Source organism: Limnobacter sp. MED105 (assembly GCF_000170915.1).
GTDB lineage: Bacteria > Pseudomonadota > Gammaproteobacteria > Burkholderiales > Burkholderiaceae_B > Limnobacter.
The window spans coordinates 91,751-106,434 of the sequence record NZ_ABCT01000009.1; the positions used below are offsets into that span (position 1 = coordinate 91,751).

A 14,684-nucleotide genomic window follows, 5' to 3' on the forward strand; every position below is an offset into this window, starting at 1 on the left:
CAAGCAGTACAACAGCAAAAAAGGAGAAGGGGCAACATGAAAAAGATGAGACAAAAACCCGCCTTGCGTTCAGCGGTGTTGGCAGCAGCGGTACTCGGCGCATGGCCGTGTGTTGCAACTGCGGCAACGTTTGAAGGTGAGGATTATGAGGTGGACATGTTCTACGAAAACCACTCGGTGTATCGCGGTGAAGACAACACTGGCGAATCGGTGGGCATGGCCAAATTCAGAAATACACTTATTGCGGAAGGTGAAAAGACAGGCAAGAACGGTTGGCGTTACAACGGCACGTTCCGTGGTACCTACGATGGTGTGTATGACCTGAATAAGGACCAGTTTGGTAAGTCTGCGGGCGGTCCAATTCAACTTCAAAGTTCAATTGGTCCCGGTGGCAGCGTACCGCATGGCGGTGGTGTACCTTTGTTCAATGGCGCAACTTACCCCAATAGCCCCAATGAAGGATTCCGTGTATTGGGTGACCGCTGGCATGGGCAAAACGGTGGTGTGGCTTTTGGTGTACCGGTGCGTCCGTGCGACTACGATTCACGGGGTTGCGTCGACTTTGGTGGTTACGGTGATTTGACGTTGAACGAGTTGCGTCACCCGGAGTTCAACAGCCGCCTCGACTTCATTCGTGAAGCGTATGCAACCAATAGCTTTGCATTGAAAGATGGAACGGATCTATTTGTTCGCGTGGGCAAGCAGCAGGTTGTGTGGGGACGCACCGATTTGTTCCGTGTTCTTGACGTGATCAATCCAGTTGATTTTTCCCGCAACAATATTTACGACGAGCTCGAAGACATTCGCATTCCGATGTGGATTGCTCAGGCTGAGTGGCGTCTTGGTCCATCAGAAACCATGCAGGATCGCAACTTGCAGGTCGTTTGGAACTTCGATAAGTTTCGCCCCAACAATCTGGGTCAGTGCGGTCAACCCAACGTGATTCTGGATGCGGGTTGCCTGTTTCGCGGTTTGAAAAACCTGTGGGACAACGGTGGTACTGTGGCCAACTTTTTGCCCGATGGTGGGGGTATGCAGACCATTGCTGCCAACTTTGGCCCTGGTCAAATTGGTATTCGAAATGTGCATTTGCCCGACTGGAAACTGGACAACACCCAACTGGGTATCAAGTACGAAGGCATCACTGCCAACGGCACAGGCTTTTCTCTGAATGCACTGACTTATCGTTCGCAGTTACCATCGTTGCGCGGCATTACCAGTGGCGCTGTGAACGTAGGAACCGGTGCGCCTCAAGGCCCCGACAACACGCACTTGATCGCATTTGATTTCGTGTATCCACGTGTGAACCTGGTGGGTGGATCACTCGACTTCCAGATTGAAGCTGCTGCAGCTGCTGTGCGCGTAGAGGCCGCATTAACCGAAGGTGAAGAGTTTGCCAACACGCTGCAGCCGCAGTTGTACTCTGAGAACAATGTATTTCGTGCAGTGGTCGGTGTAGACCGCCCAACCTTTATCGACTGGATCAACCCACGAATTGCCACACTCATTTCTGGTCAGCTGTTTGTTCAGCATATTTTTGATCACGAAGTGGCACAGCGCCCGCAAGGTATTGCAGGTATGCCCGATTGGGAAACCAATGCAATTGGTACTTTGCTGGTGAAAGGTTTTTTGCAGAACGGCCGTGTCAGCCCAACGCTGATCATGGCACACGACTTCAAGGCAGAAGCTACCGCAATTGCGCCATCGGTTGAATGGCTTTACAGCGATAACCTTAAATTTGTGTTCGGTGCCAACTTCAAAGTGGGTGAGAACAACAAGTACCAGTTTGATGATTGCCGTTCTTGCAACCCATACCCAGGCGTAACTGGTCCACCCGGATCGACACCTGGGTCAGCAGGTTTGGGTGGATTTGAACCACTTGGCCGATTCCGCGCAGGCCCGATTGGCGCGGCATTCAAAGAAGACGATCTGTTTGTGCAGATGCGTTACAACTTCTAATCAGACAGGAGACACAACATGAAACTGAGAACTCTCGCAATTTCCATCGCCGCAGTGGGCATCTTGGGTACAGCCCAGGCCGCCACCGAGGCTGATTTGCAAAATTCATTCAATCCGTACAAAAGTGGTGTGCCTTCTGTGCCAGGTTTACAGCCCGGTACAGTGGTAAACAAATCCAATGTGGAGCAGTTTAAAGAGGTACTCGACCCTGGTATGTACATGACTGTGAAGAATGGTTGGTACGACATCAAGGTTGGAAAGACCACCAGCTTTGACGTGGATAAATTTTATGTGGAAGCTAGCCGCAAGAATATGGGCAAAACGAAGTTAGGTCCCAAGAATGGCGATTTGACTGGTTTTGCTGGTGGTCGTCCATTTCTTGAGGAGCCGGATGCCAAGGATGCACGTGCGGGCGAGAAGCTGGCCTGGAATTACAAGTACGGCATCAACTGGGGCGATGGCGCCGCAATTTATCCCTTCTACTGGAAGTTCCGTAACCTGCAAACCGGTCAGCTTGAGCGCACCATCAAGTACAACTTTCACTTTTTGAATTTCAAGCATCGTGTTCAACACTCGCCGACACCCGAGGTGACTCCGAATCCTTCAGACTTTTTCCGTGCAATTTATGTGAAAGTGCTTGAGCCTCAGGATTTGAAAGACACCCAGTTGTTGATTCAACGTTATGACGATGATCAGAAGCTGGACGAAGCCAACTTGTACCTGGGTTTTCAGCGCCGAGTTCGTCGCCTGGCCACCGGGCAAACCACAGATTCATTCCTGGGTTCTGACCTGATGATTGAGGACTTTGAGGGTTACAACGGTCGGGTTTCTGACATGAACTGGAGTTTCAAAGGCACAAAGAACATTTTGATGCCGTTTTACAATCACACCGAGATGAAGTTGACAGACGAGTTCAAGGAAGCTGATGGCTTCAAGTTCATCAACTTCACTGGGCAAGGCCAGTGTTTCCCCGACATTACCTGGCAGTTGCGCAAGGTGTATGTGCTGGAAGCCAAGCCTGTGAATCCTTCGCACCCCATCGGCAAGCGTGTGATGCACGTAGATGCGCAAACCTTTGCTGTGTCCAGAACGCTGGTGTATGACCGAAAGAATGAGTTGTGGAAAAGCTGGACGATTGGCAAGAGCCATCCTGATTTCCATCACCCCATTAACAAGGGCACAGGTGTGGCGATTGACGACAGTTTCAGCATGGTTGACGTTCAAAGCCAGCACTGCACCACAGGCCAGTTCAAGGGGTTGGTTGATCCCAAGCTGACTCCGCCAGAAATGATGCGCGTGCAGTTCATGCGCGGTGGCAATTGATCTGTTCATCCGCTAGTGTCCGGTAGCGTCTCGCCGGAACTGATCCTCCTCCAGGAGGCTTTAAGGCAAATTTCTGATTTTCAGGGATTTGCCTTTTTTTATTACTCCAGCGGAATGCCTTCTTTCTTCAGCCGGTAAGCCAGTTGTGGGCGGGTAATACCCAACACCCGTGCAGCTTGAGACAGGTTGCCTTTGGCCTGTTTCAATGCGGTTTGCATCAGCCGGCGTTCCAAGGTGTCTAGTCCCACATTCTTGGTCAAAATTTCGTTACACAAGTCATCAATAGGGCGCGTTTCAACTGGTGCTAATTCGCCTTGCGCATTAAGCTGCGATTTTTCTTTGCAGGGCTCGATGCGGTCATCAAACAAGTGGCAGGCCTCCACATACCCCCCGTCGGGTGCCAGCACCACGGCGCGTTCAATCAGGTTTTCCAGTTCGCGAATATTGCCGGGCCATTCATAGCTCATCACCTCTTGCATGGCTTTGTCAGTCAGCCCTTGCAGCTTCTTGTTATAGCTTGCGCAGTACTTGGTCATGAAGCGGTTGATCAGCGGCGAAATGTCCGCCTGGCGTTCCCGCAGCGGTGGAATTTTGATGGGGAAGGTGTTCAGCCTGTAGTACAAATCGATTCGGAACTTGTTTTCGCGAATGGCTTGTTGCAGCTCCACATTGGTGGCAGCGACAATTCGTACATTTACCTTTTGTACCCGCTCAGAGCCCAACCTTTCGAATTCCCCAGTTTGCAGCACGCGCAGTAATTTCACCTGGGTTGACAAGGGCAGGTCGCCTACTTCATCAAGAAACAGGGTGCCGTGGTCGGCACGCTCGAAGCGGCCTGCGCGCGGGGTATGTGCACCTGTGTAAGCGCCTTTTTCCACACCAAACAACTCTGCTTCAATCAGTTCATGCGGAATGGCCGCGCAGTTTACGGCCAGAAAGGGACCTTTGGCGCGCGGGCTGTTGTCGTGTAACCAGCGGGCAAACATTTCCTTGCCAACGCCGGTTTCGCCCAGCAGCAATACGGTGATGCTGCCCTGTGCTGCACGCTGCAGCAATTCGAATGCATTCATAAAGGCAGGAGATACGCCCACCAAATCGTCATTGCTGCGTCGGCGAACCAGGGCCGTATCCAGCTTCTCTGCACCCATGTGGTATTCAATCAATTCTTCGGCAAAGGCCTGTGCCTTGAAATACTCCTCGTAGTCGGGGTCGTTCCAGGCTTCAGCACTTTGGCCGATGATCAGGCACTGTGAATCTCCCTGGCTCATGCATTCCATCTCGCGAAACAGCACCAGCTTGCCCATGAAGGCGCTGGTGTAACCCGACGCGTAACCAATCATGGTCCAGCAGGCAGGTTCATCGCCTTGGCCATAGTCGGCCACATGCGCTTCGTCTTCCCACGAGTTCTTCCATACAAATTCACCGTAGAAGTGTTTGGTTGGCAGATTAATTTCCATGCTGAGCTTTTCAACCTGCACCATGCCCTCCAGCGTGTGCAATTGTGGTCCCAGCATGAAGGCTTCCTCGACAGAGCTTCCGGTGCGCCTGTGCTTCAGGGCCACCTGACCATCGCGGATACCCGAGGCAAAGCCGAGCCGAATCAGCAGGCCGCGCGCGCGTTTTAGGCCCAGGGTTTCAAACAATTCCTTGCGCAGCGCGCCCAGTGCGCGGGCATGCATCAATAGCATGCGTTGCTCGTCCAGCCAGATGTGGCCGGATGGCAGATTGAATTTCAACAGGGATTGCAGGTCGGTCACAGTATTCATGTCTCCAATGTGCCTTTGGCTTTTTTCTTTTGATTATGCCTTGTTTTTCAGCCAAACAATGTAAAAAAGCCCAAGCGGGTTGACTACCCCGTTTGGGCTTTTCAAGGCCGCAAGAACGGCCCACCGAAAGCAGTCTGTTGCTTAGGTGAATACGCCCAAAAAGTTCTCGTTGAGCTTTCTGTCATGGTAGAAAATCGCCCGGCCAAGATCGTCGCTTGTCCAGGTAATTATTGGCTTGTCCGGGTAGTGGATGTAACCTCCCGCAAACACCTCGTTGCGGTTGCCCGAGGGGTCGAAGAAGTAAATCGTCTCACCACGGGTAATACCATGGCGTGTGGGCCCAAGGTCGAGTGACACTTTCTTTTTGGAAATGATGTCGGCCGCGCGAAGTACCTCGCCCCAGTTGTCCAGAATAAACGAGGCATGGTGAAACGCCCCTTTCATGGGCTGTCGAATGAAGGCCACATCGTGCGGTTTTGTGGAACAACTCAAGAATACGCTGATGCGAAAGTCGTGGTTGTCCTCAGCCACTACTTGTTCAGTGATGTCGAAGCCTAGTACCTCTGTGAACAGTTTTACCACGCCATCCAGGTCATCGCCGTACAGCAGGCAATGGTCAAAGCGGGAGGGGCCCATGCCCTTCAGATCGTCGGGCCAAGGGTCAGGGTTCACCAGAGGCAGGCAGTTACCCACTTTGTTTTTCTCGGCCAGCAATTCCATCGTGTGGCCAGTGGTTGTGGTGAAGCGGAAGCGTTCACCAGTTTCCAGATGCTCGCCAGCAGGTATCCAGCAGCAGTCGGTGGCAAGGCCACTTTCTTCAACCTTTTTGGACAAGTCTTTCAGAGTTTGAATGCTGTCCACGCGCCAGCCCATATAGTCCATACCGGCAGCGTCGGCCTCACGCAGCACCACACTGTGGTGATCGTGTTCATCCCATGCTTTCAGGTACACGCGACCTTGCTTGTCGCGCCCGGTTTCCAGCAGGCCTAGCACATCGGTGTAGTGCTTCACGGCTGGTTCCAAATCCAGCACCCGAAGCGCCACGTGGCTTGGCCTTAATACGCCTGTCATTGCCATGTTGATCTCCTTATCCCTATGGTTTTATAGCTATGTGTGCATGGGTTGCTTGGCGAAATGCTTTGCAATGCACTTTTCCATTTTTCCGATTGCCGACAGTTCAAGGTCGGTCAGCGGAAAACATCTGCAGGCCAGCACCACACCTTGGGCTTGTTCTTCAGCAGTCACATGCTGTCGACTCATTTTCAGGGTGCGATATTCGCCCGATTCAATCCGGACACGGCATACGCCGCATCCACCTCCACGGCACCCCACCGGGATGCCTTTGCGGTTCAGTTGCTCCATGCCTTTCAGCAGGTTGTCCTCTGAGCTGCAGGTGTACTCTTCCTTTGTGTTCTGAATGGCCACGCGGTGCATGTGTGCGGCCCTCCATCACACGTGTTTGAACAGTGGACTTTTCTTGGCCAATCCCTCTGCATCGGCCGAGGTCAGGAACCGTTCGGTGTAAATGTCTCGTTCAAATAATTGCCCTTGCATCAGCGTGGAGATACACGCTTCAATCATGGGTGGTGGGCCGCACATGTAAGCCTTGTGGCCCCGAAAATCATTGTTGAAGTGCGCCTTCAATGCCTCGTGTACAAAGCCTTTTGCACCTGTCCATCCTTCGCCGATGTCTGCGTCCGATAGCGCTGGAATGTAGGTGAAGTTGGGGTGTTTTGCTGCCAGTTCCACAAAGTAGTTGTGGTAGTACAGTTCGGCTTCGTTGCGCGCACCTTGTACCAATGTGATGGGCAGTGTGCAACCCTCATTGAACAATTCTTCAATCATGGCTTTCGGGCTGGAAAGGCCAGAACCACCTGCCAGAAAAATCATGGGTAGATTGGCCGATTTGCGTGTGAAAAAGCGCCCTAGCGGGGCTGTGAACTCAAGCGTGTCGCCCAGGTTCAGCACATCGTGCAGCCAGGTAGTTGCTGCGCCACCTGGTACTTTTCGAATGTGCAATTCAACCAGGTTTGTGCCTGGGGCATTGCCGATAGAAAACGCACGTTCGCCCTGCACGCCCGGTACTTTCAGCATGACGTACTGCCCGGCTTGAAAGTGCACTGGCTCATCGACTTCAAGCCAGATACCGCGAATGGTGGGGGTGAGCATGTCAGCTTTGACCACACGCCCGGCGAAGTCCTGAAGACCAATGAATTGGGCATCGGGATCTTCGTCCACCTCAGCTTCAATCACGGTGTCGCATTCAACGGTTGCGCAGCACGCCAGAATTTTTCGTTCATCGCGTTCAAAGTCCATCAGCGCAAACGGCGAGGCTTCCCCATGTTCGAATTCACCTTCCACCACTTGTACCTTGCAAGTGGCGCACAGGCCATGACCACAGGCGTGGGGTAGCCAAACACCTGCACGAAGGCAGGCGTCCAGCACGGTTTGCCCTTCCTCGATGTCGATTGTTTGACCAATCGGTTCGATGGTGAGTTGATAGCTCATTGCGGGTTCCCCTTTGCGCTTACGCGCCCGAACCAGACAGGCCTGTCAAGCCGGGGGTGGTGAAGCGCAACACCGACTTGTGCGTCAAACCGTTTTCATCCAGCGATTTGCCCAAGTCGGGGGTGAAGTTTTCACGCCCGTGTTTCCACTGAACGGTGCTCCAGTCAATTTTTGCAAAGTCGGGGTGACTTCCATACAGCGAAGGCAGTACCTCATTCACCAATGCCCCGAAGGGCATGGCGGGTGGTAGTGGCAAGGCCATGGGTGCGCAAAACATGAGGTGGTGTTCCCAGTTCACGAACAACAAGCGGTTGCCGTGAAAGTTCTCTTCAAGATCGCGTACCACGCCGGTGTAGCCCGGCTGTAATGAAACGAGTGCCATGTTGTTCTCCTCCTAGTTGTTGTCAGGCCGCCGGTGCGTCTTTGTGGTCGCGCCCGGTCCATTGCTCCCAGTTCGTCTGGTCCTGACTACCCATGTACTCGCCGTTGTCCTGGCCGGGCACGATGTTGTAGTACTTCATGACGTTTTCAAGGCCTTCGCCACCGCAGTTACCCTGGAAAATCTGGTGCACCGGCAGCCAGCTTTGAACGTACTTCTCGGGCTCGTTTTCGAAAATGTCTTTACAGCCATCTGAGCAGAAGTGGTACTTCATGCCGTGGTAGGTTGTTTCCCGCAGGCAGGTGGTTGTGGGGTCATCGGGCTCCGTGAAAATTGTCGGCACCTGGCACAACTGGCACAGCATCGGCAGGCCAGGGTTGCTCCAGCGCTTACCTTCTTTCTGAAGGGCATCCCAGTGCTCAAAACGTGGACGATAGTGCTTGTCGAAAGTGTCGGGGTACTTCTCGCTCAACCACTTCAGTTCGCTTTCTTCAGGAACCCAGGTGTGGAAAGCTGCAGCATGGCTGTAGTTGTAGAAGGTGGCCCACACTTCATGGCTCAAGCGGCTTTTCTCTGCTGTGGCCACTTCGTGGTACTTTGGCATGCGGATGCCGTAGCGGCTCAAGTCTTCGAAAAGGGCGCCGCCGTTTTTCTCGAAGTAGGTTTCCCAGGCTTCCTGCCAGCTCATCACGCGCTTGGGCAGCATGTAGTCCATCATCATCGACACCAAGGCCAGCAGGCGATAACCGCGCCAGAACCATTTGTCGATCCATTTTTGAACGATGTCTTTGTTGCCTGGGTCTTGTTCCAGCATGAACTTGACCACTTCAAGACCAAGAGTCATGTGGCGGGATTCATCCGATTGTGCTGAAAAGCCGAAAGTAACCGTGGCCATGTCGCCGTTGTAGGCAGCACCGCTCATGAATGGCATAAACAACAGGTTGGTCAACACATACTCAAAGGAAAACGAGATGGCTGTAATGAACTCGAATGGCCCTGCTGATTGCGCATCTTCAAAATAGCTTTTGGGCACGCTGAGGTACCAGACACGGTCGTGCATGTGGCGGAAGTCGTGCAAGCCATTGAAAAATTTGTTGTAGTGGCTGATGGTGTGTACCTGCGTTTGTGCATGGCGCAATTCATCAATTGCCTGCATCTGCGATGCGATTCGTGCACTAACTCCACGGAAAGAACGACCCACGTGGGCATAGCCACGGTGCGCTGCATATTCCAGTGGTGATACACCTGTGAGAAATAACTTCAATGTGTTGATGTAGCGAGCATCCGTCACATTGAACTGGCCGTTGTTCTGTGCAAAGGCGTCAATGATGGCGTAGAGTTTCTTCTCTTTCTCGCCCTGGAATTTCCAGTACGCGTCCATGGTCAGGCGGAAGGGGTCTTCCCACTTGTCCCAGTCATGGATTTTGATGCCTTCGAACTGGTCGTAAGGGAATACATCGTCCATGGCCTGGTAGGTGGTGTCCCAGCCAAGTCCGCGGGTCATCATGCCGTATTTCTCTTTCAGGCCCAGTTTTTTGTTGCCTGTGTTCTTGGGTACTGCGCTCATGTCTCTACTCCTTCAAGTTGAAAGTTCACTGTGGCTAAGTCGCGTTTAAGCGGCCTGGCCCCAGTACAGTTCAAATTCATCCTCTGTTTCATTGATGCTGCCGGACAGGGAAATCAGGTTCAGGTGAATTTCCTGAAGATCCCAGTCGCGCCCCATCAGGTCGGATACGCTTTGGCGCTTGACCACCAAACGGCCGGGCGACTCGATCTTGACCATCGCCGGGAACTCCTCGACCGTGGCTTGCGGGTTGTCTTCCCGAATGGCGGCTACGATATTGCGCGTGTCGTCGTTGGTTACAAATGCGATGAACACCGGCGTTTTTGTGCGTTCGGGGGTAGGCGTGTTCATGCTGGGGCTCCAGGGGTTTTCAAACCGATTTTCTTGGCGCGCACCAGCAGCTCTTCCTTGATCTGCATGAAAATGCTGGCGGCTTCTTCTGCAAACAATGCGGTCATCAAAGGCTGCAAGGCGCGTGTGGTTTCAGTCATCCAGATGTCGAACCAGCGGCTCAGTATTTCCTTGTTCTCTGGTGATTCATCCACTGCGGTTTTAATGGTGGAGTCCACCCAACGCTGGGTTTCGACAAACCATTCCTGCATGAAATTGGTACACATAGAGAAGGTTTGGCCGGCCATTGGGTTCAGGCGGGTCTCAAGATGCTTGTAAAACATGGGATAGACCAAGCCGTCCATCACAAAATTCTGGGCCAGAAAGACTTCAAACCAGTCTTTGGTGACAAACAGGTTTTCCATGCTTCGGCGCAATTCTTGCCATTCGGGGGTGTGCAGCCAGTGTTGTTTACCCACTTCCAGCGAGTCGCCAGTGTTGCCATCGAGTAGCAAACCGAGGCGGCTGACGTATTGCGCCAGGCCCAAGCGGTCCATGGTGTTGTACATGGTGGCTTGTGTAATTGCAGCGCCGTAACCGAAGCTGGTGCAGAAGCAGTTGTTCATGTTTGCGCCCCACTCGTAGTGGCGAAGCGGCAGCACGGCGAAGATCAGATGTTCTTTGTCTTTTTCCGAGAGGTTGAAAAACACACCACGCTTTTCTGCAAACTCAAACTGCTTTTCGGCTGCATCTTGTTGCTTGGCACGGTTCATGGTGTACACGCCGTAGTAATACTGGCGTGGATCTTTGAAGCTGTACCAATCGGCCATTTTGATGGCTGTGCGGGCAGTGTCGTACAGTTCGTACTGTGGGTCCCAGATAGGGCGGTAGTGGAAGTTGGTGTCCGACTGCATGTCGAATGTGGCTTCCTGATACCGTGATGCAGGTTTGTCTGCGCCCAGCCTACGGGCCACATGTGAGAACGTGTTGCGCAGTTGTTTGATGTTCGACGTTTTGATGTCGACTTGCATGATGTCTTCTCCTTTCCTCTATTTATTTGATTTTTTATTCGCTAACGCCGGCCTGGCCAAACTGCCATTTCAGCCTTTCGTAATCCAGCCAGGCGCATTGTTCGGCGGTTAGCTCAACGGCCTTGTGCTGTTTGCAGAACTCTCGGAACTGCTCAAACTGCATGACCAGTTCCACGCACAGCTCTGGATCGCCAATCGAAAACTCGAACTCGACAAAGCGATTGTTCAAGGTGCCGGTGACCCGCACATAGCGTGGAATTGATGCCTCCAGAATTCCGTTCATCTCCGGTGGCGGGGTGTCGCTTTTTGATGTTTTGACTTCTTTGATCATTTGGAACCCTCTTGCTTGATTTCCCTAGTAGAGGGGGCAAGGGGTGTGCCAGGTGCTCTAAGTGATTGAAATTATTAGGTAGTAAAAAAATAGAGGGGGAATCTAAGAAATTACGGGTGTGAAAAGATCAATTGCTGCGGTGCAAGTTGATCAAATGATGAAGTGGATGCGTGTTTCAAACCGATTCCGTCCGGAGTCGAATGTTGACGCATGGATGATTGTTCAGATTGCACTATGAATCTGTACGACCGCGTTGACTTCACTCCTTTTAACAAAGTAGTAGCGTTGCCAGTAACGATATCGCGCGTGGCCTTTTTGTTACCGCTCTATCGCCAGATTTGACGTGCTTTAAAAACAAACCCCCGCGAGGTATGCACCAGCGGGGGTCCGAAACCGAAACCAGGAAGCAACGGTTTGTAGCTTGAGTTTTGTGTCTTTGTTTATTTCTTTTTCTTGGCAGGCTTTGTGTTTACTTTGGTCTTAAGACCTTGGCCTGGCGTAAATTTTGGTACTACAGCGGCTGCAATCTTGATTGTTTCGCCTGTGCGTGGGTTACGACCCTCACGGGCTGCGCGTGCGCCGGTTTGAAATGTACCAAACCCAACCAACACAACTTTGTCGCCATCAGCCATTTGTTGGCTTACGGTGTCGATGAAAGCATCTAGCATTTTACCGGCTGCGGCCTTGGAGCATTCGCTTTTTGTGGCGATCGCGTCAATCAATTCGGTTTTATTCATTGTTAGTCATTCCAAAGAGTTAATGAGCGTAGATAATATTCCACGGAAAACTGCATGTATCAAGGGGTTCAGGCTGTTTTGGGCCTAATTATTTGCAGATTGGGATGCAGAATTCGGGAAAACGCGTCTTCACTGCCCAAGTCGGTGATCATGCTGCTTACTTGTTCACTTTTTAAGGGCACGCGCATTGACGCCAATTGAACACTAATTGCGTGGTTTCCTACGCAGTCATGTGTACTAAATTTCCGCTTAGCAACAAGCCCCTAAAATTGGTGAATTAATACCTTGTTCAAATGGTATGGAACTGCCGCAACCTTGAAAAATTCCGTAGTGTCTGGAAAAGTCGCCAATGAACTGGAAGTGTTCTTTGAAGCGCGTGTTTTGCAACATACGGAAAGTGTTGCCGCACACGGGGAAAACCTTGCCGGTTTCCATGAAGTGGTGTTTGTCCAGCAAGAAGCCGTGTGGCTGGTTTTCGCTGGTGCCCTTGTAAATCACTGCCTGGCCGTGGTCTTCACATGCTGTTTCCAAACCGTCCAGCTTGAACAGGCGGTAAGTGGCCGAGTAAAAGCGGGTTTGCCCAACCAACTGGCTTAAACGTTCGTCGGTAATCTCCAGGGGGCGGTCTTCAACCAAACGCGGATCGGTGAAACCGTTTTTTGTAGCCACGCGCAAGAAGTCGTTCCAATACAGGGCACCACCCAGGCATTCGCCGTAGAGAACCGGGTCACTGGCCACATGTGGAGAAATTCTGCGGTCTGAATACACATCGGAGAAATAAAATTCGCCACCTGGTTTCAGCAGTTCGTAGGCCTGGCGCATAACAGCGTCTTTGTCGGGCGAAAGATTAACCACACAGTTTGAAACGATCACATCAAAACTGTTTTTCTCCAGACCCAGTTCATCGAGTCGTTCAATGTAGCCTTGAATGAAGGTAACGTTGCTGTGTGAGTATCCAAATTTTTTCCGGTGGTATTCGATGTGCCGGTTGGCCACTGCCAGTTGTTCCTCGGTCATGTCCACACCCACTACATGGCCAGTTTCACCAACCAGTTGTGCAAGGGCATACACATCGCGCCCAGAGCCGGAGCCGAGGTCGAGAATTCGTTTCCCCTTCAAGTCTGTTGGGCACACCAAGCCACATCCGTAATAGCGGCTTAGCACTTCGTCGTGAATATTGGACAGCAATGGTTTCAGCCATGCAGGCATGGATGAAAAATCACAACAGGCTGTGGTTTTCAGATCACTGCTGCTTTGTAGTTCTTTGCCGTAATAGTTCTTGACTGCGTCATACATGGTGTAATTCCTGTGTTGAAGGCTGTTTGCGTTGAGCACTGCCGTAATTCGCCTGCCTGCGCCGAAAAGTTACTTGCCCCCGGTTACAGGAATACGCGACTGAAGAATGAGTTGCTTGTGGTATGGTCTGAAAATTGAAACCTGCTTATTGATCGCATATGACCAACAACAACAGCCACAGTATCGTCATCGGATACATTCTCTGGATTTTCGGTTTCATGGGCGCCCACCGTTTTTATTACGGCAGGCCCATCTCCGGCATCATCTGGTTCTTCACGCTCGGCTTGTTCTTGATCGGCTGGATTGTGGATTTGTTCTTGATACCGAGCATGGACAAAAGCGCCGATCGTCGCTTTCTGCAAGGCCCGATCAATTACAACATTGCCTGGGTGTTGCTCACCTTCCTTGGCGTGTTTGGCATTCACCGCTTTTACCAACGCAAATGGATCACCGGTTTGATCTACCTGCTGACCGTGGGCCTGTTTGGTATTGGCATCATTTATGACTGGTGCACCTTGAATGACCAAATCGATGAGCTGCACCGCGACGGTACTTTGAACTGAAACCGGTTTATTTCATGGTACCGAAATGTTTCTTGGTGTCGCGTATGAACCCATCGAACAAAGCCAGTTTGGCGGCAGGGCTAATCAGCTTTAAGGGTAGGCCCAGCCCGAAACGCCCAGCCATTGCAAATTTCCACACAAATATGCAGCCCTTCTCAGTCGGCGTGACCTCATACAATTCTGCAAACTGCTTGAATGCAGGGGCGTTGGCCTGTTCCACGTAAAAGGCATGTCGGCGTTCAGCTTCGTCCCAAATGAAGAATCGCTCTTTCAGTTTGATGATGTTGAAGTTGGCTGCCACTTCCCGGGTGGTACCCACGCGAAAGGGCCTTTCGCTGGTGTAGCGGCCGTCCAGTGCTTTGCACCACGCCAGTGGTTTGTCAGCCACAAGGCCAGCCCACACTTCGTCAGCCGTGGCATCCAAGTGCATTGAGTATTCAAAGCGAAGTGGGGCTGTGTCGAAAAACGATTCGTCAGTGACCTTGTCGAGGTCGAACCAAATGGCCATGTTGTGTCTCCTTGTTTTGTTTTATGATTTTACTCAAAGCAGTTGTAGCAAAGGTAGCACCCATGGCGAAGCGAAATTCAATGAAGCAGGTTGAAAGCCCGGATCAATTGAGCAATCTGGATGAGCTGGTTGTCGACAAACGATACGGCAAACGCGCGAAGGCTAAAAAGGCGCGCCGCAACCGCCATTATGAAAAGCAGTTTCTTCGCAATGCGGTGACTTCCGGCATTCTTTCTGAAGACCCTTCCTGAAGCCTGTTTATTCATTTTGTATTCATCTTCCCGTGGCGTGTTGTTCATGGAACAGCACGGTTTAGGTTAAGGCGTGGCGGTCAAACTGATTTCCATGCAGACACGTTGCTGCACTTGACCGAGAAACCCCACAGGAGG

16 protein-coding genes are annotated in these 14,684 nt (G+C 51.9%); 4 read left to right on the forward strand and 12 right to left on the reverse strand.

Features of this window, described 5'->3' with window-relative positions:
- The first annotated feature begins 36 nt into the window (after positions 1–36).
- Both LMED105_RS09885 and LMED105_RS09890 read left to right on the forward strand, forming a co-directional pair.
- Positions 37–1,959 carry a DUF1302 family protein gene (locus tag LMED105_RS09885; protein WP_008250725.1) on the forward strand — a complete coding sequence of 641 codons (1,923 nt, stop codon included), beginning with the start codon at positions 37–39 and terminating at the stop codon, positions 1,957–1,959.
- An 18-nt stretch (positions 1,960–1,977) separates the two neighbouring features.
- Positions 1,978–3,282 (forward strand): DUF1329 domain-containing protein, encoded by a 1,305-nt coding sequence (locus LMED105_RS09890; RefSeq protein ID WP_008250727.1) that lies wholly within the window; start codon positions 1,978–1,980, stop codon positions 3,280–3,282.
- Positions 3,283–3,383: 101 nt separating this feature from the next.
- Here LMED105_RS09890 and LMED105_RS09895 read toward each other — a convergent pair whose 3' ends face one another.
- The 11 genes from LMED105_RS09895 to LMED105_RS09945 all read right to left on the reverse strand — a co-directional run bounded on the left by LMED105_RS09895 (position 3,384) and on the right by LMED105_RS09945 (position 13,224).
- Positions 3,384–5,048 (reverse strand): sigma-54-dependent Fis family transcriptional regulator, encoded by a 1,665-nt coding sequence (locus LMED105_RS09895; protein ID WP_008250728.1) that lies wholly within the window; start codon positions 5,046–5,048, stop codon positions 3,384–3,386.
- A gap of 141 nt (positions 5,049–5,189) precedes the next feature.
- Positions 5,190–6,125, reverse strand: coding sequence for a catechol 2,3-dioxygenase (locus LMED105_RS09900; RefSeq protein WP_040513143.1), 936 nt, complete (start codon positions 6,123–6,125; stop codon positions 5,190–5,192).
- Between the two features lie 30 nt (positions 6,126–6,155).
- On the reverse strand, positions 6,156–6,482 hold the full coding sequence (locus tag LMED105_RS09905) for a 2Fe-2S iron-sulfur cluster-binding protein (RefSeq protein ID WP_008250732.1): 327 nt from the start codon (positions 6,480–6,482) through the stop codon (positions 6,156–6,158).
- A gap of 15 nt (positions 6,483–6,497) precedes the next feature.
- Positions 6,498–7,556 (reverse strand): NADH:ubiquinone reductase (Na(+)-transporting) subunit F, encoded by a 1,059-nt coding sequence (locus LMED105_RS09910; protein ID WP_008250733.1) that lies wholly within the window; start codon positions 7,554–7,556, stop codon positions 6,498–6,500.
- Positions 7,557–7,575: 19 nt separating this feature from the next.
- A complete protein-coding gene (locus LMED105_RS09915; RefSeq protein WP_040513144.1) occupies positions 7,576–7,938 on the reverse strand; it encodes a phenol hydroxylase subunit P4 in 363 nt (120 codons plus the stop codon).
- A 22-nt stretch (positions 7,939–7,960) separates the two neighbouring features.
- The gene (locus tag LMED105_RS09920) at positions 7,961–9,502 is read right to left on the reverse strand and encodes an aromatic/alkene/methane monooxygenase hydroxylase/oxygenase subunit alpha (protein WP_008250735.1); all 1,542 of its coding nucleotides are present in this window, start codon (positions 9,500–9,502) and stop codon (positions 7,961–7,963) included.
- Between the two features lie 45 nt (positions 9,503–9,547).
- Positions 9,548–9,850 carry an MmoB/DmpM family protein gene (locus LMED105_RS09925; protein WP_008250736.1) on the reverse strand — a complete coding sequence of 101 codons (303 nt, stop codon included), beginning with the start codon at positions 9,848–9,850 and terminating at the stop codon, positions 9,548–9,550.
- A complete protein-coding gene (locus LMED105_RS09930; RefSeq protein ID WP_008250738.1) occupies positions 9,847–10,860 on the reverse strand; it encodes an aromatic/alkene monooxygenase hydroxylase subunit beta in 1,014 nt (337 codons plus the stop codon). The genes LMED105_RS09925 and LMED105_RS09930 overlap by 4 nt, the downstream gene beginning before the upstream one ends.
- A 34-nt stretch (positions 10,861–10,894) precedes the next feature.
- Positions 10,895–11,191 (reverse strand): phenol hydroxylase subunit, encoded by a 297-nt coding sequence (locus LMED105_RS09935; RefSeq protein ID WP_008250741.1) that lies wholly within the window; start codon positions 11,189–11,191, stop codon positions 10,895–10,897.
- A gap of 440 nt (positions 11,192–11,631) precedes the next feature.
- A complete protein-coding gene (locus LMED105_RS09940; protein ID WP_008250743.1) occupies positions 11,632–11,928 on the reverse strand; it encodes an HU family DNA-binding protein in 297 nt (98 codons plus the stop codon).
- 249 nt (positions 11,929–12,177) lie between these two features.
- Positions 12,178–13,224 (reverse strand): methyltransferase domain-containing protein, encoded by a 1,047-nt coding sequence (locus LMED105_RS09945; protein WP_008250746.1) that lies wholly within the window; start codon positions 13,222–13,224, stop codon positions 12,178–12,180.
- 158 nt (positions 13,225–13,382) lie between these two features.
- Between LMED105_RS09945 and LMED105_RS09950 the strand changes: the two genes are divergently transcribed.
- Positions 13,383–13,787: a TM2 domain-containing protein gene (locus tag LMED105_RS09950; protein ID WP_008250748.1), complete on the forward strand. Its 405-nt coding sequence runs from the start codon at positions 13,383–13,385 to the stop codon at positions 13,785–13,787.
- Positions 13,788–13,794: 7 nt separating this feature from the next.
- Here the strand turns inward: LMED105_RS09950 and LMED105_RS09955 are convergent, their stop codons facing one another.
- On the reverse strand, positions 13,795–14,295 hold the full coding sequence (locus tag LMED105_RS09955; RefSeq protein WP_008250749.1) for an SRPBCC family protein: 501 nt from the start codon (positions 14,293–14,295) through the stop codon (positions 13,795–13,797).
- A 62-nt stretch (positions 14,296–14,357) separates the two neighbouring features.
- On the opposite strand from LMED105_RS09955, the gene LMED105_RS09960 reads away from it, so the two are divergent.
- On the forward strand, positions 14,358–14,546 hold the full coding sequence (locus LMED105_RS09960) for a hypothetical protein (protein ID WP_040513174.1): 189 nt from the start codon (positions 14,358–14,360) through the stop codon (positions 14,544–14,546).
- Positions 14,547–14,684 lie beyond the last annotated feature (138 nt).